At 64.9% G+C, this 20,367-nt stretch carries 20 protein-coding genes and 1 tRNA gene; 14 read left to right on the plus strand and 7 right to left on the minus strand.

Going from position 1 to position 20,367, the window contains the following annotated elements:
• Window positions 1-23: 23 nt before the first annotated feature.
• From IB257_RS24055 to IB257_RS24070, 4 genes are all read left to right on the plus strand, one after another.
• On the plus strand, window positions 24-404 hold the full coding sequence (locus IB257_RS24055) for a hypothetical protein (protein WP_192353280.1): 381 nt from the start codon (window positions 24-26) through the stop codon (window positions 402-404).
• 20 nt (window positions 405-424) lie between these two features.
• Window positions 425-501: transfer RNA gene (locus tag IB257_RS24060), tRNA-Met, on the plus strand.
• A gap of 194 nt (window positions 502-695) precedes the next feature.
• Window positions 696-1,040: a hypothetical protein gene (locus IB257_RS24065; RefSeq protein WP_054451041.1), complete on the plus strand. Its 345-nt coding sequence runs from the start codon at window positions 696-698 to the stop codon at window positions 1,038-1,040.
• A 286-nt stretch (window positions 1,041-1,326) separates the two neighbouring features.
• Window positions 1,327-2,598 (plus strand): TIGR03862 family flavoprotein, encoded by a 1,272-nt coding sequence (locus IB257_RS24070; protein WP_192492917.1) that lies wholly within the window; start codon window positions 1,327-1,329, stop codon window positions 2,596-2,598.
• 12 nt (window positions 2,599-2,610) lie between these two features.
• On the opposite strand, the gene IB257_RS24075 is transcribed toward IB257_RS24070, so the two are convergent.
• Window positions 2,611-3,018 (minus strand): hypothetical protein, encoded by a 408-nt coding sequence (locus IB257_RS24075; RefSeq protein ID WP_054451043.1) that lies wholly within the window; start codon window positions 3,016-3,018, stop codon window positions 2,611-2,613.
• Between the two features lie 66 nt (window positions 3,019-3,084).
• Entirely contained in the window at window positions 3,085-3,444 is a 360-nt protein-coding gene (locus tag IB257_RS24080) for a hypothetical protein (RefSeq protein ID WP_054451044.1), read from the minus strand.
• A gap of 180 nt (window positions 3,445-3,624) precedes the next feature.
• Between IB257_RS24080 and IB257_RS24085 the strand changes: the two genes are divergently transcribed.
• From IB257_RS24085 to IB257_RS24105, 5 genes are all read left to right on the plus strand, one after another.
• Window positions 3,625-3,756, plus strand: coding sequence for an entericidin A/B family lipoprotein (locus IB257_RS24085; protein ID WP_042792633.1), 132 nt, complete (start codon window positions 3,625-3,627; stop codon window positions 3,754-3,756).
• A gap of 170 nt (window positions 3,757-3,926) precedes the next feature.
• On the plus strand, window positions 3,927-4,358 hold the full coding sequence (locus IB257_RS24090) for a BPTD_2524 family lipoprotein (RefSeq protein WP_054451045.1): 432 nt from the start codon (window positions 3,927-3,929) through the stop codon (window positions 4,356-4,358).
• Window positions 4,359-4,361: 3 nt separating this feature from the next.
• Complete coding sequence (locus IB257_RS24095) at window positions 4,362-4,775, plus strand: hypothetical protein (RefSeq protein WP_054451046.1); 414 nt, start codon at window positions 4,362-4,364, stop codon at window positions 4,773-4,775.
• Between the two features lie 97 nt (window positions 4,776-4,872).
• Entirely contained in the window at window positions 4,873-6,165 is a 1,293-nt protein-coding gene (locus IB257_RS24100) for an aspartate carbamoyltransferase (RefSeq protein ID WP_054451047.1), read from the plus strand.
• A 141-nt stretch (window positions 6,166-6,306) separates the two neighbouring features.
• Window positions 6,307-7,743, plus strand: a complete 1,437-nt coding sequence (locus IB257_RS24105) for a diguanylate cyclase (RefSeq protein ID WP_192492918.1) — start codon at window positions 6,307-6,309, stop codon at window positions 7,741-7,743.
• A gap of 76 nt (window positions 7,744-7,819) precedes the next feature.
• On the opposite strand, the gene IB257_RS24110 is transcribed toward IB257_RS24105, so the two are convergent.
• The gene (locus IB257_RS24110) at window positions 7,820-8,719 is read right to left on the minus strand and encodes a recombination-associated protein RdgC (protein WP_054451049.1); all 900 of its coding nucleotides are present in this window, start codon (window positions 8,717-8,719) and stop codon (window positions 7,820-7,822) included.
• A gap of 148 nt (window positions 8,720-8,867) precedes the next feature.
• Here IB257_RS24110 and IB257_RS24115 point away from each other — a divergent pair, with 148 nt between their 5' ends.
• Entirely contained in the window at window positions 8,868-9,077 is a 210-nt protein-coding gene (locus IB257_RS24115; RefSeq protein WP_054451050.1) for a hypothetical protein, read from the plus strand.
• Window positions 9,078-9,550: 473 nt separating this feature from the next.
• Window positions 9,551-10,522, plus strand: a complete 972-nt coding sequence (locus IB257_RS24120; protein ID WP_082400689.1) for a fimbrial protein — start codon at window positions 9,551-9,553, stop codon at window positions 10,520-10,522.
• A 91-nt stretch (window positions 10,523-10,613) separates the two neighbouring features.
• Here the strand turns inward: IB257_RS24120 and IB257_RS24125 are convergent, their stop codons facing one another.
• The 3 genes from IB257_RS24125 to IB257_RS24135 form a co-directional block, all read right to left on the minus strand.
• Window positions 10,614-12,275 carry an MFS transporter gene (locus tag IB257_RS24125; RefSeq protein WP_054451052.1) on the minus strand — a complete coding sequence of 554 codons (1,662 nt, stop codon included), beginning with the start codon at window positions 12,273-12,275 and terminating at the stop codon, window positions 10,614-10,616.
• Window positions 12,276-12,469: 194 nt separating this feature from the next.
• Entirely contained in the window at window positions 12,470-13,849 is a 1,380-nt protein-coding gene (locus tag IB257_RS24130; RefSeq protein ID WP_192493002.1) for a sensor histidine kinase, read from the minus strand.
• A 115-nt stretch (window positions 13,850-13,964) separates the two neighbouring features.
• Complete coding sequence (locus tag IB257_RS24135) at window positions 13,965-14,654, minus strand: response regulator transcription factor (protein ID WP_013392535.1); 690 nt, start codon at window positions 14,652-14,654, stop codon at window positions 13,965-13,967.
• Between the two features lie 231 nt (window positions 14,655-14,885).
• On the opposite strand from IB257_RS24135, the gene recA reads away from it, so the two are divergent.
• A complete protein-coding gene (recA, locus tag IB257_RS24140) occupies window positions 14,886-15,950 on the plus strand; it encodes a recombinase RecA (protein WP_054451054.1) in 1,065 nt (354 codons plus the stop codon).
• Window positions 15,951-16,085: 135 nt separating this feature from the next.
• Complete coding sequence (recX, locus tag IB257_RS24145; protein ID WP_192492919.1) at window positions 16,086-16,772, plus strand: recombination regulator RecX; 687 nt, start codon at window positions 16,086-16,088, stop codon at window positions 16,770-16,772.
• 26 nt (window positions 16,773-16,798) lie between these two features.
• On the opposite strand, the gene IB257_RS24150 is transcribed toward recX, so the two are convergent.
• Window positions 16,799-17,716 carry a LysR family transcriptional regulator gene (locus tag IB257_RS24150; protein WP_054451055.1) on the minus strand — a complete coding sequence of 306 codons (918 nt, stop codon included), beginning with the start codon at window positions 17,714-17,716 and terminating at the stop codon, window positions 16,799-16,801.
• Between the two features lie 141 nt (window positions 17,717-17,857).
• Here IB257_RS24150 and metE point away from each other — a divergent pair, with 141 nt between their 5' ends.
• Window positions 17,858-20,155: a 5-methyltetrahydropteroyltriglutamate--homocysteine S-methyltransferase gene (gene metE, locus IB257_RS24155; RefSeq protein WP_192492920.1), complete on the plus strand. Its 2,298-nt coding sequence runs from the start codon at window positions 17,858-17,860 to the stop codon at window positions 20,153-20,155.
• Window positions 20,156-20,367 lie beyond the last annotated feature (212 nt).

Here is a 20,367-nt window from a genome sequence, read left to right on the forward strand (position 1 = left end):
TAGTTGTCCCACAGGAGACGACGATGATTGCGACTTACACCCCAGATGCCCAGGCCCGCCGCCTGGAACTTGCCGCCGGCGCCAGCCGGAAACTGGTCCTGCGCGCCGGCGCCACGCTGGTGTGCGTCAGCGGCAGCGTGCGGATCGAGGAACCCGTGAATGGCCCGGAAGCCGCGGGCGGACTGCCTCGCGCGGTATCGGTGCGCATTAATGCGGGTGAGGGGCATGGCCTGGGCTACGGCGGCGTGGCGCAGGTCACGGCCATCGGCCAGGCCGAGGTGATATGCCTGGACGTACCGGGCTATGCGCAGCGCTTTTTTCAGGCGGCGGCCGCATTTTTTCGGCTGGATTTAGCCAAAAACCGAAAAAATTCCCTCGGTGCGCTGCACAAGATTTCAAAATGATGTATGATTCACACATCAGACGCGGGGTGGAGCAGTCTGGCAGCTCGTCGGGCTCATAACCCGAAGGTCGTAGGTTCAAATCCTGCCCCCGCAACCAGTTTCAAGCAGAAGAAAGCCGCGATTTTCATCGCGGCTTTTTTTTCGCCTTGCGGCAGGATTTCCCGCGCCGCTTGCTCTGCGTCAAACCTTTGTTCCAGTCCGGACTTTCCCTGGTGTTCACGGCCGCACAGGCCCGCAGCCCTGCGCTACCATGGGTCACGCGCGCTAGGTTGCCGCACTCGAGGAGGGTCCATGGGAACAGCAAAATACGATCATCCCGGCTATGTCGCCGATACGGGCGCTGACGGCAAGTACCACGTGGGCATCTGGTGCCCCCACGGCTATCCCGCCCATATCCATATCGGCAGGCCCGCCGAACGTGGCGATCCCCAGGCGATGCTGCGCCTGCGCATACCGGACGGGGTGTTCCAGTCCTTGCCCGACGATCCTGAAACCCTTTGCCGCCGTGCGCTGGGCCAGGCGCTGGGTGCGGGCCTGTTGCCGTCCGTCTCGGTGGATGGCGAATACCAGGAACTGCGTTTCCAGATCGACGCCGAACCCTGGTCCGGCCCGATGCAGTCTGCCGCCCACGCCTGAATCCTGGCCGCGAGCCCAGGTTGAATTACCCACAGCAACTGTGGACAAGCCTTGGGATAGCCTCTGCGCATTTCGGGTTTTCCCTGCCAGAACAATGACTTGGTAACGCCGGTCAATAAACGCCCCACTGGGGCGTTTATTGCTTCCCTCCTGCACGACGGTCCGGCTATGCGACAATCTTTTCCCTCCCTGGCGTGCCCGCCCCTGTTTTGCCATTCCCTCCCGGTCCGTTCCCCATGCTTAGTGCTACGCGTATCCATTCCTGCGGCCTGAAGGCGCCGACGCCATGAGTCCAGCTGTCGCGCGCGTCGCCGTCATCGGCGGCGGTCCCGCCGGTCTGATGGCCGCCGAGCGCCTGAGCGCGCAAGGCGTGCAGGTGGATGTGTTCGATGCGATGCCATCGGTCGGCCGCAAGTTCCTGATGGCGGGGCGGGGCGGCCTGAATCTGACCCACAGCGAGCCGGCCGAGCCGTTCCTGGCGCGTTACGGCGACCGCGCGTCCCATGTCGCGCCTTGGCTGCAGGCGCTCGACGCGGACGGATTGCGGGAATGGACCCACGGACTGGGCATCCAGACCTTCGTGGGTTCGTCCGGCCGGGTTTTTCCCCAGGAGATGAAGGCGGCGCCCCTGTTACGGGCCTGGCTGGCCAGGCTGCGCGCCGGCGGCGTGCGCCTGCACATGCGGCACCGCTGGCTGGGATGGCCGGCGGGTTCCCGGCCTGGCCCGGGCGCGCTGCGCTTTGATACGCCCGAGGGCGAGCAGTGCTACGCGGCTGACGCCGTGGTGCTGGCGCTGGGCGGAGGCAGCTGGGCCAAATTGGGATCGGATGGCGCCTGGGTCGACGGCCTGCAAGCGCACGGCGTTACGGTCGCGCCGCTACGGCCGGCCAATTGCGGATTCGACGTGGCGTGGTCGGATCATTTTCGCGAACGCTATGCGGGACAGCCCGTGAAATCCGTGGCCATGGCCTGCGAAACCGCAGCCGGCGTGGCTCCCGCCCGTCAGGGAGAGTTCGTTGTGTCGGAAACCGGCATAGAAGGCAGCCTGGTGTATGCCCTGTCCGCGCCGCTGCGCGACCGTATCGATGCCCAAGGCCATGCCGTCGCCATGCTGGATCTGGCTCCGGACTGGTCGCAGGAGAAAGTGATGGCTGCCGTGACGCACCCGCGCGGCTCGCGGTCAATGTCCAGCCATCTGCAAAGCCGGTTGGGGCTGACCGGGGTCAAGGCGGGGTTGCTGCGCGAATGCGCCTCGGCGGAAGATTTCCGCGACCCCGCGCTGCTGGGCCTGCGCATCAAGGCCTTGCCGCTGCGTCTGCTGCGTGCGCGGCCTATCGACGAAGCGATCAGCACCGCAGGCGGCGTGTCGTTCGCCGCGCTGGATTCCGGCCTGATGCTGCGCGAAATCCCAGGCGTGTTCTGCGCAGGGGAAATGCTGGATTGGGAGGCGCCGACAGGCGGCTATCTGCTGACGGCCTGCATGGCGAGCGGCGTGGCCGCCGCGGCCGGAGCGATTGAATTCTTGCGATCGGGTGGGCGCGGCCAGGCGGATGCCTGAAGCCGCATGAGCTCAGGAGCCCGAGGAATAGGGCGCCAGGCCCAGCGGCGCGCGCGGCGCCAGATCGCCGACGACGTGGCCCACGACGGGTTCGCCCCCTTCCGGTTGCGTGACGATGCCGATGACGCGGGTAATCGCGCTGGCCGGAATGTCCGTGCCGTGCGCGGGATCCTGCACCAGTTGCCAGATGGTGGCTTCTTCGGGGACTGCGGTCTGTTCGGTCAGGTCGGAGCTGTCCAGGCAGCTGCGGGCAAAGGCCGACCAGTCCGATGCGTTGCAAGGCAAGCCGTGAGCGGTGGCCAGGCGGGCCAGGGCCAGCGGCGCGTCTGCCTGGCTGGCCGCATGCTGGGCGGCGGCTCCCAGGGAGACATCCAGCGACAGCAGGCGCAGGAACTCTACGACGTTGTCGGTATTCTTCATTGTGCGGTCTCCTGTGGTGACTGTTCTGGTTATGGCCCTGAGCCTGCAGGCAAGCCGGGCGGCGTTTCAGGCCGGGCCTTGGCCCAGCATCGATACCAATGACTTTTTCAGGCGTGCCGAAAAAATCGGTACCGTATGGGACACCCCATCGCGGTCGACGCCCTCTTTGAGTTCGACCGATTGGCCGAGGAAAATATCCGGTGCGGCGCCAATTTCGTTGTAGCGGGCCAGCAATTCGTTCACGTTCTGCTGCGCGTCGGCGAGCGTGCTGCTTTCAGCCAGCTTGCCAGCGGCATGCGCCTGCAAAATGCGATGGAGATCGTCGATGAAGAGCGCCAAAGCCGCCTGCCCGCGGCACTGCGGCTGTTCCCAGCCCCAGCCCTGGTGGGCCGAGCCGGCGCTTTGCGATGTGTGTTTCTTGGTCATGTCCGCATCCTAATCGATTGGCGCTAAATGCGCGACAGGCGAACGCAAGCCTTTCCAACGGTGTTTGATCCCGGCTCAGCCTCCCATAGGGGAGCCGCCGCGAGCCGGTCCGGTCGATGCGCAAATGAGGGTCTTTGGGGTATGCTGGCTTCACTTTCCAAGCCCAGACAGGAGATGTCTATGAAGAACAAAGTCTTTCTCGTCATGTTGCTTTCGATCGCCGCGCTCTCGGCCGGTTGCAACACCGTAGCGGGGGCAGGCAAGGACATCCAGCGGGGCGGCGAGAAGATAGAGGGCGCCGCCACCAAGTAGGCCCGCGCCCTGCGCCGCAATCCGGCCTGGAAGCCGCGAGACATGCCTTGGCATCCCTCTCGCGGCTTTTTTGTTGGCGCGCACGTAGGGAGGGGCTGCAAGCGGGAGGCGGTGCGAGGGCTTTCCCCCTGGCATAATTCGCGGAGTTGAATTCGATCGTGGGAAGTGTCATGCGCAAGTCTTTGTGGTTGGGAATGGCGTTTGCGGCCTTGTTGGCCGGCTGCGCGAGCAAAGGGGTCTACGAATCCGATGCCGTCGTCACGGAGACCTTCACCGTCAATACCAACTACGAAGCGGCTTTCCGCCGGGCCGGCGAGTACGTGCGCACCTGCCACGTGCAAGTGCAGCACGCCTATAACGTCGCCTATGCCTGGCGCCACGTGAAGGGCGAAAAGGGTGCGCCGGACGAAGTGCAGCTCTATAAGGTGACGGAACCCGCCAAGGTGCTGGAACTGATTGCCGCCGAAAGCGCCAGCCCCTCCACCGCCAAGGTAACCATCACGGTCTTGGGCGAAGGGCGTTGGGACGCTGCTGAAATCGCCGCTGCCCGCGCCTCCATCCAGAGCGCAACGCCGGTCTGCCGCAAGGGCGGCGAAGGCTGATCCATGGATGCCCGCGCCCAGCAGATCCGTGCTAGCGGCCTGTCGTTCTCGCTGCTGGCGGGGGCGTTCCGCTTCCTGGGCTGGCTCAATGGGGGCGCGGCGCTGGTCCTGACGGGGTTTTCGCTGGGCGTGGTCGGCGGCGATATCGCCGCGCCGGATCTGCAACTGCCGCTGGCGCTGCTGCTGGGCGGCCTGCTGGCCGCCTGCCTGGGAATTCTGTTTGCCTACCTGGCGCAGGTCAGCCTGTTGCGCCAGGGCTACACCGGACATCTGACGCGTGCCCACTGGCCCGCGCAGCTTCTGGCCATGGTTTGTTATCTGATCAGTGCGCTTGCCTTCTGCGCCGCCTGCTGGCTGGCGGCTGGACAGGCGGTCACGGATGCGCCTCAGACGACGACCGCCTATGCGAGGCGGTAGTTGCGGGTAAACCCGTGTGCGCAAAAGTGTTGGACTTGAATTTGCGTTGAGAATAATATGCGCAGTGCGTATATAAATCTCCTGTTCGGGGCCCGTCATGACCATTTCCCAGCAAGCCTTCCTGCGCGACGCCATGCGGCGCCTGAATCTCACCCGCGACGTGTTCGCGACCCGCATCGGCGTCAAACGCCGGGCGCTTGATACCTGGTTGCTGCCCGAGGGCTCGCAGGAATTCCGCGCCATGCCGGAAGTGGTGCAGCGCTTCGTCAGCGAAATCGTCCAGAACGGTGTTTTGCTGGAAAAATATACGCAAAGCGTACAAGAAGGTCCGCTGCGTGACCGCATCGCCGTGGAAGGCAAGCACCAACTGCTGTCGGTGGACCAGTTCACCCGTGAATCGGTCGAGGACCTGTTCCGCGTGGCCGACATGATGCAGCCCATCGCCCGCCGCCAGAAAGTGTCGCGCGTGCTGGAAGGCGCGGTGCTGGGCAACCTGTTCTTCGAGGCCAGCACCCGTACCCGCGTGAGCTTCGGTTCGGCATTCTGCCGCCTGGGCGGCTCGGTCTGCGACACCACCGGCTTCACGTTCTCGTCCATGGCCAAGGGCGAGTCGATCTACGACACCAGCCGCGTCATGAGCGGCTACGTCGACGCCATGGTCATCCGCCATCCGGACCAGGGTTCGGTCGCGGAATTCGCGCGCGCCACCAACATCCCCGTGGTCAACGGCGGCGACGGCCCGGGCGAACACCCTAGCCAGGCCCTGCTGGACCTGTACACGATCCTGACCGAGTTCTCGCGCCTGGGCAAACTGCTGGACGGCGCGCACATCGCCATGGTCGGCGACCTGAAGTACGGCCGCACCGTGCACTCGCTCATCAAGCTGATGGCGCTGTACAAGAACGTGAAGTTCTCGCTGGTGTCGCCCAAGGGCCTGGAAATGCCGGCCTACATCATCGAGCAGGCCAGCCGCAACGGCAACATCATCGAGCAGAAGAGCACGCTGGCCGAAGGCCTGGCCGGCGCCGACGTGATCTACGCGACGCGCGTGCAGAAAGAGCGCTTCGCCAACGAAGAAAACGAAGGCTACACGCCGGATTTCCAGATCAGCCGCGCCATCATCGACGCCTACTGCGGCCCCGATACCATCGTGATGCACCCGCTGCCGCGCGACAGCCGTCCCGGCGCCAACGACCTGAGCGTGGACCTGAACCACGATCCGCGCCTGGCCATCTTCCGCCAGACCGATAACGGCATTCCCATCCGCATGGCGATCTTCGCAGTGCTGCTGGGCGTGGAGGGCCTGGTGCAGCACTCCTTGCGCGACGTGACCTGGCAGCATCCGTCGCACGTGGGTCCGGACGATTCCGCTTTCCACGGACTCGAATAAGCGCGCGGCGCCGGGTCGAATACCCCTTGGACTCCAGCCGCTACGCGGCCTGGAGCCGGGGTTTTCAAGCATAATCCGCGCTGGCTTTTTCTGTCGCGTGTCGTTTCCGGACACGCCGTAGGGCCTACGGACGGATTATCTATGTCTACTAGCAGTGTTGGCGTCGCGCCATCTTCCGATCGGCACGCCGGCGCATCCGGCCAGGCGTGCTACCTGAGCGCATCCGACGAGCAGGCCTGGATAGCGGTCTACCAGTCGGTTGACGCCTATACGCGCGGGCAGGTCGCCGCAGTGGTGGGCGACAGCCTGTCCGCCCTGGTCGACGCCTTTTATTCCACGCTGCTGGCCGACGCCGAAGCCGGCCCCCGCCTGTCCCACGACATCGTATCCAGCCGTTTGCACGCGGGCATGACCCGCTGGCTCAAGGGGCTGCTGTGCGTGCGCGACCAGGGCGACATCGCCGTCCTGATGGCTACGCAGAAAAAAGTGGGCGAGGTGCACGCCCGCGTCCACATTCCGATCCATCTGGTGATGGCGGGCGCCCGCATCCTGAAGAACGAGATCGCGCTGCGCCTGCGCGCCAGCGACCTGGACGGCATGGCCGCATCGGTCGCCACCCAGTACGTGTGCAATCTGTTCGACCTGGCGGTCGAGCAGATGAGCCGCGCCTTCATGCGCGACATCAGCCGCGGCGCCCGCAACGACGAGGCCTATCGCCTTTTCGCCCTGGGCCAGAACATTTCCACGGAACGCGAACGCCAGCGCGCCGCCTTGCTGGAGTGGAGCCAGGCGGTGCTGATCGGCTTGCATTACCGTGCGCCAGGGCAAAGCCTGCCGCGGCTGGCGGCCTCGGAATTCGGGCTGTGGCTGCAGCACAAGGGCGGGGCGATGTTCGAAAGCGCTCCGGGCCTGCAGCAGATCACGGACGCCGTCGCGCAGTTGGACTCGGTAGTGCTGCCGCAATTGATGCGGGGCGAAGAACAGGGGCTCGCCGCCTCGATGCCGGACCACGTGCGCGAATTGCAGGAACTGGTGGCGCGCATCAAGCATCTGCTCAACGGCCTGTTCGACATGGTGGCCGAGATCGAGAGCGGCAGCGATCCCCTGACCAATGTGCTGAACCGGCGCTTCCTGCCCTCGGTGGTCGGGCGCGAAATCTCGATCGCGCGGCGCCAGCGCAGCGCATTCTCCGTCCTGTTGCTGGACATCGACTATTTCAAGGCCATCAACGACCAGCACGGCCATTCGGGCGGCGACCAGGTGTTGCGCCAGTTTGCGGAAGTGCTGCACCAATCGTGCCGCTCCAGCGATTTCGTGTTCCGCTACGGCGGCGAGGAATTCCTCGTGGTGCTGGTGGATGCGCAGCAGGAGGCCGCGCTGGCGACGGCCGAGAAGCTGGGCGCGGAGATCCGCCGCCATGTGTTCAACATCCCCGAGGCGGGGCCGCTGCATATCACGGCCAGCATTGGCGTGGCGACCTTCGACGGCCACCCGGACTATGCCTATCTGATCGACCGCGCCGACCAGGCACTCTACCAGGCCAAGCAGGCCGGCCGCGACCGCGCCGTGGCGGCCTGAGGCCCGGCGCGCGCATGAAAAAGGCCGCCCGGTCAGGGGCGGCCCGCGGTTTGCCTGGCGCCATGGCGCCCGCGGCTTACACCTTCTTTTCGCCGCCGAGCGCGTCGACCAGTTCGGCCATCATCTTGGCCAATTCGCCCGTCATCAGCATCATGTCGGAATCGAACTTCTCGTCGTCGTTGGCGGCCACGCCTTCGTTGCCTTCCTTCAGCACGTCCAGGGGCGCGACGCGCTTGACGTCCAGGCCTTCGGTCAGCACGAACGAAATGCGGTCGGCCCAGGTCATGGCCAGGCGGGTGCACTGCTTGCCCGACTGGATATGGCGGCGCACGTCATCGGCGTCGATCGAATGCTTGACGTAGCGGATCGCTGCGCCGCTTTCGCCCGACGAACGCAGCTCGGTGTCCTGGTCGATCGAGAAGTTGGCCGGAGCCTCGTCCTCGGCCAGCCAGCCGGTCATGGCCGAAGCCGGCGACTGCGCCACGTACAGGTTTTCGAGCGGGAACGGATCCACGCACTTGGCCAGGAGGCCGATGACTTCGTCGGCCTTGGCCGAGGCGGCCGCGTCGATCACCAGCCAATGGTTCTGCGGATCGATCCAGACGCGCGTGTCGCGGTACACGCTGAAGGCGCGCGGCAGGAGCTCGTCGGTGACGCGTTCCTTGATTTCCTTCATTTGCTTGCGGCCCGGCTTGTAGCCTTGCTGCTCTTCGATTTCCTGGGCGCGGGCCTTGGCGACCTGGTTCACCACGGTGCCAGGCAGCAGCTTCTTTTCGGCGCGCAGGCTCAGCAGGATCTGGCCGTTGACCACATGCGCCAGGCCGCCGTTCTCGCGCGGAGGAACCCAGCCCAGGCTTTGCATTTCGAGGTTGTTGCCGCTTTGGTAGGCATGCCGCGCGAGCGTTTCTTCAAGCTGGTCGCCGACCAGCGTCCACGGCGAGGAGAGGCGATAAATCTTGAGATTCTTGAACCACATGAGCGTCGGCCAAAAGGGTTGATTCTATACGACCCGGCCGCTTTGCCGAAGTGCGGCAATACCGCAGCGTGACGCGACACCTTCTGTCACTGACAGCGGCGGGCCGATGCGCTACTGTCCGCGCAGCAAGTCGAACTGGAGATAAAAAATGAAGATCATCGGCGCCATTCTGATCGGCCTGGGTATCGCCGCCCTGGCCTACAAGGGCTTCAACTACAAGTCCGAGGAGACCGTGCTGCAGATCGGTTCGGTGAAGGCCACCGCCGAGACCGAGAAGTCGGTGGCGATTCCGGCCTGGGCCGGCATTGCGGCCATCGTGGCCGGCGTGGTGGCGATCGGCGTCGGCATGCGCCGCTGACTGCGGGCTGTCTGCAAGATCCGCCGATGGCGACCGCAGGGTCGCCATTTTTGCGCGCGCAGGCAAAAAAAAGCGGCCCGGCTCATTGAGGGCCGGGCCGGTACGGGAGCACGCAATACCGCGTCATAAAAGGCTCGCGGGGAACGCGGTATCGGTGTCAGAACACTGGCCCTGCAATCGGCCGACAGGGGGATCAATCGTCGGTCAATCTGGCGCAAGGCCGTAATCTGAGCGCCCAGTCTAATGGCGCGGGTCTGACATGGTCCTGAAAGTGCGGACTCAATTGCGATGGAGCGACATAGGCGAATTCGGACCGGGCCTATCGTTGGCGACCTTGGTCTGGGACTGGGCTGATTTTCCGCCTCGGGTCGAAAAAATACACTTTTCTCTCGCTATCGAGGTTTGTCGATGCCGGTCTTCGGTACTCAGAACTCGTACTTTTCGGCGAGGTGATGCGTGATGCGAGGTGAAACATGAAGAAAGCAGTCCGGCTCCTGGCTGCGGCTGGCGCAATTGTCCTGTCGCACTTGTTTGCAAACGACAGCTCGGCGGCAATTTGTACGAATCCGTACGCGTTCACGCTTCAAGGTCCCGCTTCTATTGCCTTCGACCCTGCGCTTACTGTCGGCGCCACGCTTTGGAGCGGTTCTGTCAATGCATCCAGTGGCGGTAGCGGTGGCTGCAGTTCCGGTACGTTCAGGATTGATTTCGTGGGTTCGAAGACCTACCAGGGAAACAATCTCTACGATTCTGGGATTTCGGGGATCGGCTACAGGCTGAAGTTCACAAGCTCGGGATCTTGCACCAAAGTCTGGTGGCCGTCTTCGTGCACCGACTCATGGTCGGGCACGATGGGTACTCACAGCCTTCTGGTCGAACTGGTGAAGACCGGGCCGATCACAACCGGCGGAACGTTGAGCGGGATATTCGCGGAATGGAAGGTCGGCGCTGAACAGTACTTGCGCTACAGTTGGCGGGGCAGTGTCACCGTCAAGCCGGTGATCCCTACCTGCAAAGTCGCCACGCCGTCCATTCCCGTCCCGCTCGGCACCATTCCAGCCAGCAAGTTCTCTGGGGTGGGAAGCACTTCGAAGTCCGAGAGCTTCAACATCGCATTGCAGTGCTCGGGTGGCGACGCCGGCCGCACCACCGACATCCATCTGACCTTGACCGACCAGACTGCGCCTTCCAACCGCACGGCCGTGCTGTCGCTGACCTCGGGGTCAACGGCGCAGGGTTTAGGCATTCAGGTCAAGAGCGGGACGACGCTTATCAGCTATGGCCCCGACTCGGCTGCGCAGGACAACCCCAATCGTTGGTACGCGGGGGCGGCCGCCAATGGCACGTTCCTGATCCCGCTGTCGGCGAGCTACGTGCAAACCGGGGCCACGGTCAAGGGTGGATCGGCCAATGGCCGGGCGACGTTCACGATGAGCTATCCATAGCCCCCAATGCGCGCGCAAAAAAAAAAGCTCCATAAGGAGCTTTTGAAAGGCCGGGCGGGCGCAGCAGTCCCGTCCGGCGGGGGATGGCCTTTTAAGCGTTGATGTCGTTGTCCTTGGATTCGCGCACGAACAGCGTGCCGATGACCAGGGTCATGACTGCAATGATGATCGGATACCACAAGCCGTCGTAGATGTTGCCGGTGGCGGCGACCACGGCGAAGGCGACCGGGGGCAGGAAGCCGCCGAACCAGCCGTTGCCGATGTGGTAAGGCAAGCTCATCGACGTGTAGCGGATGCGCGTCGGGAACATTTCCACCAGCATGGCGGCGATCGGGCCGTAGACCATGGTCACGTAGATCACCAGGATGGTCAGCAGCACCACGACCATCACGTTGTTGCTCTGGGCCGGATCAGCCTTGGCGGGGTAGCCGTGGCTGCGGATGGCGGTGGTGAGCGACTTGTCCAGTTCGGCGGCCTTGGCCTTGAAGTCGGCGGGCGCCAGGGCCTTGCCGTCGAACGAGGCGAACTCGTCGTTGCCGATCTTGACCTTGGCGACCGAGCCGGCCGGGGCCGCTTCGTTCTTGTAGTTCACCGAGTTGCGGGCCATGAACGACTTGACCACGTCGCAAGAGCTGGTGAACGAGGCGGTGCCCACGGGGTTGAACTGGAACGAGCAGGTGGCCGGGTCCGCGATCACGGTGACCGGCGCCGAAGCCTGGGCCTTTTCCAGCGCCGGGTTGGCGAAGTGCGTGATGCCCTGGAAGATCGGGAAGTACGTCGCCGCGGCGATCAGGCAGCCGGCCATGATGATGGGCTTGCGGCCGATCTTGTCGGACAGCGCGCCGAAGATCACGAAGAAGGGCGTGCCGATCAGGAGCGCGATCGCGATCATGATGTTGGCGGTGTTGGCGTCGACCTTCAGCGTCTGCGTCAGGAAGAACAGGGCGTAGAACTGGCCCGTGTACCAGACCACGGCCTGGCCGGCGGTCAAGCCCAGCAGCGCCAGGATCACGACCTTCAGGTTCTTCCACTGGCCGAACGATTCGGCGATCGGCGCCTTGGAACCCTTGCCTTCGTCCTTCATGCGCTGGAAGGTCGGCGATTCGTTCAACTGCAACCGGATCCACACCGAGATGCCCAGCAGGACGACCGAGATCAGGAACGGAATGCGCCAGCCCCAGGCCTTGAAGTCGTCTTCGCCCATGAACGTGCGGATGCCGAGGATGACCAGCAGCGACAGGAACAGGCCCAGGGTCGCGGTGGTCTGGATCCAGGACGTGTAGAAGCCACGGCGGCCATGCGGCGCGTGTTCGGCGACATAGGTCGCCGCACCGCCGTATTCACCGCCCAGCGCCAGGCCTTGCAGCAGGCGCAGGACGATCAGGATGGCGGGAGCGGCCAGGCCGATGCTGGCGTAGCTGGGCAGCACGCCCACGAGGAACGTGGACAGGCCCATGATCACGATCGTGACCAGGAAGGTGTACTTGCGTCCGACCAGGTCGCCCAGTCGGCCGAACACCAGTGCGCCGAACGGACGCACGGCGAAACCGGCGGCGAACGCCAGCAGGGCGAAGATGAAGCCCGCGGTGGGGTTCACGCCCGAGAAGAAGTGTTGCGCGATGATGGCGGCTAGCGAGCCGTACAGGTAGAAGTCGTACCACTCGAAAACCGTGCCCAGCGACGACGCAAAGATGACGCGGCGTTCATCCTTGGTCATCGGGCGCGGATCCGCGGATGGACCGCGGCCTGCCATGGTTGTTGTGCTCATGATGTCTCCTCGGTTTTATGGCCGGCGGTGGTCCGCCGTGCTGCGCCCGCCGCCGGCGAGCCGACATTGAGCTATATGCAACATTGGGGGGTGAGGCTGACGAGGTTCTGACGGGATACTTACTTGAGTCTTAAAATTGAAACTGAAAGTAACTGCTCCCTGGGAGGCTAGGGATAGTCCTAGGAGACGTCGGAGAGGTCTGACAACTCGGCGTAAAGCGGAAAGATCACCCGAATCCGCATACCGGGGAGGTTCGAATACGTCGTGGGGTGATCGCCGATTTCGACGCTGGCCTGGTGCTTCTGGGCGATCTCCCGAACGATGGCCAGCCCCAGGCCGCTGCCGTCGGACTGGGTGCCCAGCACGCGGTAGAAGCGGTCGAACACCCGTTCGCGCTCTTCAGGCGGGATGCCGGGGCCGGAATCCTCTACCTCCAACACCGCATGCGCACCCAGGATCTGCGTGCGCACCGTGATGTGGCCGCCGCGCGGCGTGTAGCGCAGCGCGTTGTCCACCAGGTTGTTGAGCAGTTCGGCCAGCAGCAGCGGGTTGCCGTTGATCTCGACCGGGTGGTCCGAGCCTTCGAAGCCCAGGTCGGTACTCAGCGAGAGCGCCTGCGGCACCCAGTGCATGGCCTGTTCGTAGGCGATGGCGTTGATGTCCGTGCGGGTCATGCCGATGGCGCTGGGGTTTTCGGCCCGGGCCAGCAACAGCAACTGGTTCACCAGGCGCGTGGCGCGCTCGGAACCGGTCACGAGCTGGCGCAGGCTGGACTGCATTTCCTCGGGGCTGGCGTCGCGCAGGGCCAGTTCGGCCTGGGTGCGCAGGCCGGCCAGCGGGGTTTTCAGCTGGTGCGCGGCGTCCGCGACGAAGCGGCGCTGCGCCTGCACGTTGGACGAAAGCCGGTCCAGCAGGTCGTTCATCGCTGCCACCAGGGGCGCGATCTCGGTGGGGGCGGCGCGCTCGTCGATGGGCGACAGGTCGTCGGGCCGGCGGGCCCGCAGGCGCTGCTGCAACGCGTTCAAAGGCGCCACCCCGCGCGACAGCCCGAACCACACCAGCAGCACGGCGACAGGCAGCACCACGAACTGCGGAATGATCACGCCCTTGATGATGTCGTTGGCCAGCTGGGTGCGCTTTTCGACGGTCTCGGCCGCGATCAGCAGCGCCGGCTGGGTATCGGGCAGATGCAGGTCCACCCAGGTGAACGCCAGCCGGACCCCGAAGCCGCGCAAGGTCGCGTCCTCGTACTGCACTTCGCCGGGCCGGGGCTGGCCCACGGTGGAAGGCAGGGGCAGGGCGCGGTCGCCGCCCAGGTATTCGCCGCGGCTGCCCAGCGCCAGCCAGAACACGCTATCGGTCTCGTCGGCGTGCAGTACTTCCCGCGCGGTGTTGGTCATCTTCAGCACGGCCCGGCCGTCCTGCGCATGTACCTGCAGCGTCAGCACATGAAGATTATTGGCCAGCGCACGGTCGTAGGGCACGTTGGCGATGTTCTGCGCCACCACATAGGTGATGGCCACGCTCATCGGCCACAGCAGGAATAGCGGCGCCAGCATCCAGTCCAGGATTTCGCCCAGCAGGGAGCGCTGCGGCGGCGCGAAGCTGGGGCCCTTGGCCCCCGCCCGCATGACATCCAGTGCTTCCTGGTTCAGCGCTTCCGGCGGCGCCGCTTCAGCTTGCGAGGTACGCCGCACCCTGGTCCCGCTCAAGACAGTAGCCCAGGCCGCGCACGGTCACGATCTTCACGCCGCTGGGCTCCAGCTTCTTGCGCAGGCGATGGACGTAGACCTCGATGGCATTGGTGCTGACCTCTTCGCCCCATTCGCACAGGTGGTCGACCAGCTGGGTCTTGCTGACCATGCGGCCGCTGCGGGTCAGGAGGATCTCGAGCAGGCTGACTTCGCGCGCCGACAGGTCCAGGGTCTGGTCGTCGACCATGGCGACGCGGCCGGTCTGGTCGAACAGCAGGCGGCCATGCTTGATCATGGTGGCGCCGCCGCCCGCGCCGCGCCGGGTCAGGGCCCGCACGCGGGCCTCGAGCTCGGACAGCGCGAAAGGCTTGGCCATGTAATCGTCGGCGCCCAGGTCCAGGCCCTTGACGCGCTGTTCGATGCTGTCGGCAGCCGTCAGGATGAGCACCGGCAGGGCGGAATTGCGGGCGCGCAGGCGGCGCAGCACTTCCAGTCCGGCCAGTTGCGGCAGGCCCAGGTCGAGGATGAGCAGGTCGAATGCCTGGGCCGCCAGCGCCGAGTCGGCCGCCAGTCCGTCGCGCACCGCATCCACGGCATAGCCGTTGTGGCGCAACGAACGGGACAGGCCGTCGGCCAGGATGCTGTCGTCTTCGGCGATCAGGATACGCATGGGCTACAGTGAGAAAAGGCCCCGCGGCGCAAAGGGGACAAAACGCCGGGTTCGTCTGGCATTCTGGCATAGGGCGCCATGCTTGCCACTCAGGGTATACGTGCAAAACACTGGCACACTGGTTTTATGTACAGTATAATCCGATGCCATAATCTGACCCGTTGCTCAAAGCACCCGCCTAACCCTGCGGCACTTCCCTAGACACCAGATACGTTACAGACAGGACTCTACATGGACGACAAAACCACCAAGGCCGCCGCATCGGAAAAGGCCAAGGCGCTTGCCGCCGCGCTTTCGCAGATCGAAAAGCAGTTCGGCAAGGGCTCGATCATGCGCTACGGCGACAACGAGGTGTCGCACGACATCCAGGTGGTTTCCACGGGCTCCCTGGGCCTGGACATCGCGCTGGGCGTCGGCGGCCTGCCGCGAGGCCGCGTGGTCGAAATCTACGGTCCGGAATCCTCGGGCAAGACCACGCTGACGCTGCAGGTGGTCGCTGAAATGCAAAAGCTGGGCGGCACCTGCGCCTTCGTCGACGCCGAACACGCGCTCGACGTGCAATACGCCTCCAAGCTGGGCGTGAACCTGGCCGACCTGCTGATCTCGCAGCCGGACACGGGTGAACAGGCGCTGGAAATCACCGACGCGCTGGTGCGCTCCGGCTCGGTCGACCTGATCGTGGTCGACTCGGTGGCCGCACTGGTCCCCAAGGCCGAAATCGAAGGCGAAATGGGCGATTCCCTGCCCGGCCTGCAAGCCCGCCTGATGAGCCAGGCGCTGCGCAAGCTCACCGCCACCATCAAGAAGACCAATTGCATGGTCATCTTCATCAACCAGATCCGCATGAAGATCGGCGTGATGTTCGGCAACCCCGAAACCACCACCGGCGGCAACGCGCTCAAGTTCTACGCCTCCGTGCGCCTGGACATCCGTCGCATCGGCTCCATCAAGAAGGGTGACGAGGTCGTCGGCAACGAAACCCGCGTCAAGGTCGTGAAGAACAAGGTCGCGCCGCCGTTCAAGCAGGCCGAATTCGACATCATGTATGGTGCCGGCATCTCGCGCGAAGGCGAAATCATCGATCTGGGCGTGGCCGCCAACGTGGTCGACAAGTCCGGCGCCTGGTACAGCTACAACGGCAACCGCATCGGCCAGGGCAAGGACAATGTTCGCGAGTACCTGAAAGAGCACAAGGAACTGGCCATCGAAATCGAGAACCGCGTTCGCGAAAACCAGGGCATCGTCAGCCGCGCGGCAGAATTCGTGCCCACCGCGGAAGATACCTCCGAAGAGTAATCGGATTGGTGGCGGGCCTGGCGCGGCGCAATTCAAGTTCGCCGCAAACGGACCGCCTATCGCGTCGGGGCAGCCCGAACAGTTGCGGCAGGCGCCAGGACGGGCCTGCCGTTATGCATACCAAGCAGGAAACGCATGAGCTGGAAATCGCCGCCCGCTTCAGCCGAGCGCCTACGCGCCAAGCTGGACGATGAATTCGAAACCGTGGCCAAGCCCCAGGGCTTGCGCCGCACTTCGGATGCGCGCCGCGATCAGGAAGCGGAATCCAGCGATGCGCCAGAGCAATGGAGCCGCAGCTCGGAAGCCGGCAATGTGCGCCGAGGCCGGCGCGCCGCCGCTGCCGAGGACGGCCCGGACGCGGACGGCCAGTCCGCCCGCAAGGGGCCATCGCTGAAGATGCGGGCCGTGGGCTATCTGTCGCGGCGCGAGCATGCCCGCGAAGAGTTGGCGCGCAAGCTTGCCGCCTACGCCGAGGACCCGGGCGAAGTCGAGGCCGTGCTGGATGCCCTGGAAGAAGAAGGCTGGCTGTCCACCGAACGTTTTGCGCAAAGCCTGGTGCACCGCCGCGCGTCGCGCCAAGGGGCGGCGCGCATCGTGCAGGAATTGCGGCAACATGGCGTGGACGACAACCAAGTCGCCGAATTGCGCGAACAACTGCGGGCCACCGAGTACGACCGCGCGCTGGAAGTCTGGAAGAAGCGCTTCAGCGCCAAGCCGGAAGACCGCGCGGCCTATGCCAAGCAGGCCCGCTTTCTGGCCAGCCGCGGGTTCGCGCATGACGTGATCCGCCGCATCCTGGGTGCAGGCGGCGACGAGGACTGAGCGCTACGCCCGAAGCGCCTGGCCTCTTACTTTGCCGACTTGATCCCCGACAGCGTCTTGAAGCAGACATCCCGGGTAATGGTCAGGAACTCATCGATGTACGACGCGTCCGTGTCTTCGCTGCGTACCGTCGCGTACAGCGTGCGCCATACGCCTTGCGGGCCCAGCCGGCACAGCCGCAGCCAACCCTGATTCATGTATTCCGTCAGCGCCCAGTTGGGCAGCGCGGCCACGCCGCGGTTGCTGGCTACCAGTTGCGCGATGATGGGAGTGAGTTCCGCGCGGCGGACGGCGGCCGGTTCCACGTCGGCGGGGTCGAGGAAGGCCGTGAAAATGTCCAGGCGCTGCTTGTCCACGGGATAGGTGATGAGCGTCTGGTCGGCCAATTGCTCCGGCATGACGAACTTGCTGCCTGCCAGCGGATTGGATTCCGACACGGCCAGCACCAGCTCGTACTTGAACAACGGCAGGTATTCCACCGCCTCCAGCGGCTGGGGATCTGACGTGATGACCAGGTCCAGGTCGCCGCGCACCAGAGCGGGCAGGGGGGCGAAGGAAAACGCCGCCGACAGGTCCAACGCCACGTCCGGCCATTGCACGCGGAAGGCATCCAGGGCCGGCATCAGCCACTGGAAGCAGGAATGGCAGTCGATGGCCAAATGCAGCCGGCCGGTGCGGCCCGCGGCCAGCCGCTGCAGGTCCCGTTCCGTCGCGCGGATGCGCGGCAGCACGTCATCCGCCAGCGCCAGCACCCGCAGTCCCGCCGTCGTCAGCCGAGCCGGCCGCGTGCGGCGGTTCAGCAACGGCGTGCCCAGCCGGGTTTCCAGGTCACGCAACTGGTGCGACAGGGCCGACTGGGTTAGGTGCAGGCGCTCGGCGGCTTCCTGCAGGCTGCCGCCGTCGCGGATGGCGGAAAGCGTTTCAAGGTGGCGGATTTCAAGCATGGGTGACCGCAGGATTTGGGAATAAGCTCATATTTTATGAGATTTTCTCATTTTATGAATGTAGACATTGATTTTGATTCATTTTGATTTGGCCTCAGAATGGCTGTCACTTGAACAAATTTTGTCTAATGGTGGTGATCCATGACTACGATTCATAATTTGGGGTTCCCCCGCATCGGCGCCCAGCGTGAACTGAAGCGCGCAGTCGAAGCTTATTGGGCCGGCAGGCAAACCGTCGAGGAACTGGAACAGACGGGCCGCGAGCTGCGCGCCAGGCACTGGAAGCTGCAGGCCGCCGCCGGCCTGAAGTTCGTGCCGGTGGGCGACTTCGCCTGGTACGACCAGATCCTGGAATGGAGCACGCTGCTGGGCGCCGTGCCTGCCCGCTTCGGCCAGCACGACAACGAACCCGTCACGCTGGACACGTTGTTCCGCATGGGCCGTGGACGCGCGCCGTCGGGCAAGCCCGCCGCCGCCTGCGAAATGACCAAGTGGTTCGATACCAACTATCACTACATCGTGCCGGAACTGGCGCCGGGCCAGACCTTCCGCATCGCCCGCGAATCGCTGTTCGAACAGGTCCAGGAGGCGCAGGCCCAGGGGTACGCCGTGAAGCCCGTGATCCCCGGCCCGCTGACCTGGCTGTACCAAGGCAAGGGCGACGCCTTTCCCGCCGGCGCCGCCGATGAGGGCAAGCTGCAACTGCTGGCCGCGCTGCTGCCGGTCTACCAGGAAGTGCTGGCGCGCTTCGCCAAGCTGGGCGTGCAGTGGGTGCAGATCGATGAACCCATCCTGGCGCTGGATCTGCCGCAAGCCTGGCGCCGCGCGTTCAAGCAGACCTACGACCAGCTGTCCTCCAGCCCGGTCAAGCTGTTGGTGGCCACCTACTTCGACGGCCTGAAGGACAACCTGCCGACCGCCCTGGGCCTGCCCGTGGCCGGCCTGCATGTGGATCTGGTCCGCGCACCCGAGCAACTGGCGGAAGTGGTTGCGGGCCTGGGCTCCGGGCAGGTGCTGTCCGCCGGCATCATCAACGGCCGCAACATCTGGCGCACCGACCTGGATTCGGCCATTGCCACGCTGACCCCGATCAAGCAGCAATTGGGCGACCGCCTGTGGCTGGCGCCGTCGTGCTCGCTGCTGCACGTGCCGGTGGACCTGGCGCATGAAACCGAGCTGGACGCGGAACTCAAGAGCTGGTTGTCGTTTGCCGCGCAGAAGCTCGAAGAACTGAGCCTGCTGGGCCGCGCCCTGGACGGCGCCACGCAAGCGGCCACGCAGGAAGGCCTGGCCAGGCAGCGCGCCGCGCTCGCCGCCCGCCGCGCTTCGATCCGCATCCACAATCCGGCCGTCGCCCAGCGCATGGCCGGCGCTGCGGCCGTGTCGCGCGATCGCGCGCCGTTTGCCGGCCGCATCGCCCGCCAGCAGGAACAGCTGGGCTTGCCCGCCTACCCGACGACGACCATCGGCTCCTTCCCGCAGACCGCGGAAATCCGCGCCTTGCGCCGCGACTGGAAGTCGGGCGCGTTGACGGACTCGGGCTACGAGACCGCCATCCGCAAGGAGATCGAGGAAGTCATCCGCTTCCAGGAAAAGGTAGGCCTGGACGTGCTGGTGCACGGCGAACCCGAGCGCAACGACATGGTGGAGTACTTCGGCGAGCTGCTGGCCGGCTTCGCCTTCACCAAGAACGGCTGGGTTCAGAGCTATGGCTCGCGCTGCGTCAAGCCGCCCGTCATTTTTGGCGACGTTGCGCGCCCGGCGCCGATGACGGTGGGCTGGTCGTCGTACGCGCAGTCGCTGACCGACAAGCCGGTCAAGGGCATGCTGACCGGGCCGGTCACCATCCTGCAATGGTCGTTCGTGCGCGACGACCAGCCGCGCGAGCAGACCTGCCGCCAATTGGCGCTGGCGCTGCGCGACGAGGTGGTGGACCTGGAAGCCGCCGGCATCAGCGTCATCCAGATCGACGAGCCCGCCATCCGCGAAGGCCTGCCGCTGCGCCGCGCCGATTGGCAGGCCTACCTGGACTGGGCCGTGGATTGCTTCCGCCTGTCGACCGCCGGCGTGCGCGACGAAACGCAGATCCACACCCACATGTGCTATTCGGAGTTCAACGACATCATCGAGTCCATCGCCGCCATGGACGCGGACGTGATCACGATCGAAACCTCGCGCTCCAACATGGAGCTGCTCAAGGCGTTCGAGGACTTCCGCTATCCGAACGATATCGGCCCCGGCGTGTACGACATCCATTCGCCGAACGTGCCCGAAGTGGACTGGATGGTCGGCCTGATGCAGAAGGCCGCGGCCCGCCTGCCCAAGGAGCGCCTGTGGGTCAATCCTGACTGCGGCCTGAAGACGCGCGCCTGGCCTGAAACCGAAGCTGCGCTGCTTGGCATGGTGCAGGCGGCCCGAGCCTTGCGCCAGGCGGCCTGAGCAAGCAGCTTGCCCTGACGCCGCCGGGATCCCAAGGGTCCGGCGCCAGCCCTGATCCGTGCATGTCGCGCGCGGAGCAGGGCTTTTTCCTCGCAGCCGCAAGGTCCTTCTGATGGCTGCAAGCCACAGCCTGCGCGCAGCGTGGATGTTTTTTTTCAAACTTGCTTGAACGAAATTCCGCGGCAGGGGTCAATACGCAAAAATCCCATTGC

This window comes from Achromobacter sp. ACM03 (assembly GCF_014851665.1).
Classification (GTDB): Bacteria; Pseudomonadota; Gammaproteobacteria; order Burkholderiales; family Burkholderiaceae_B; genus Achromobacter; species Achromobacter aegrifaciens.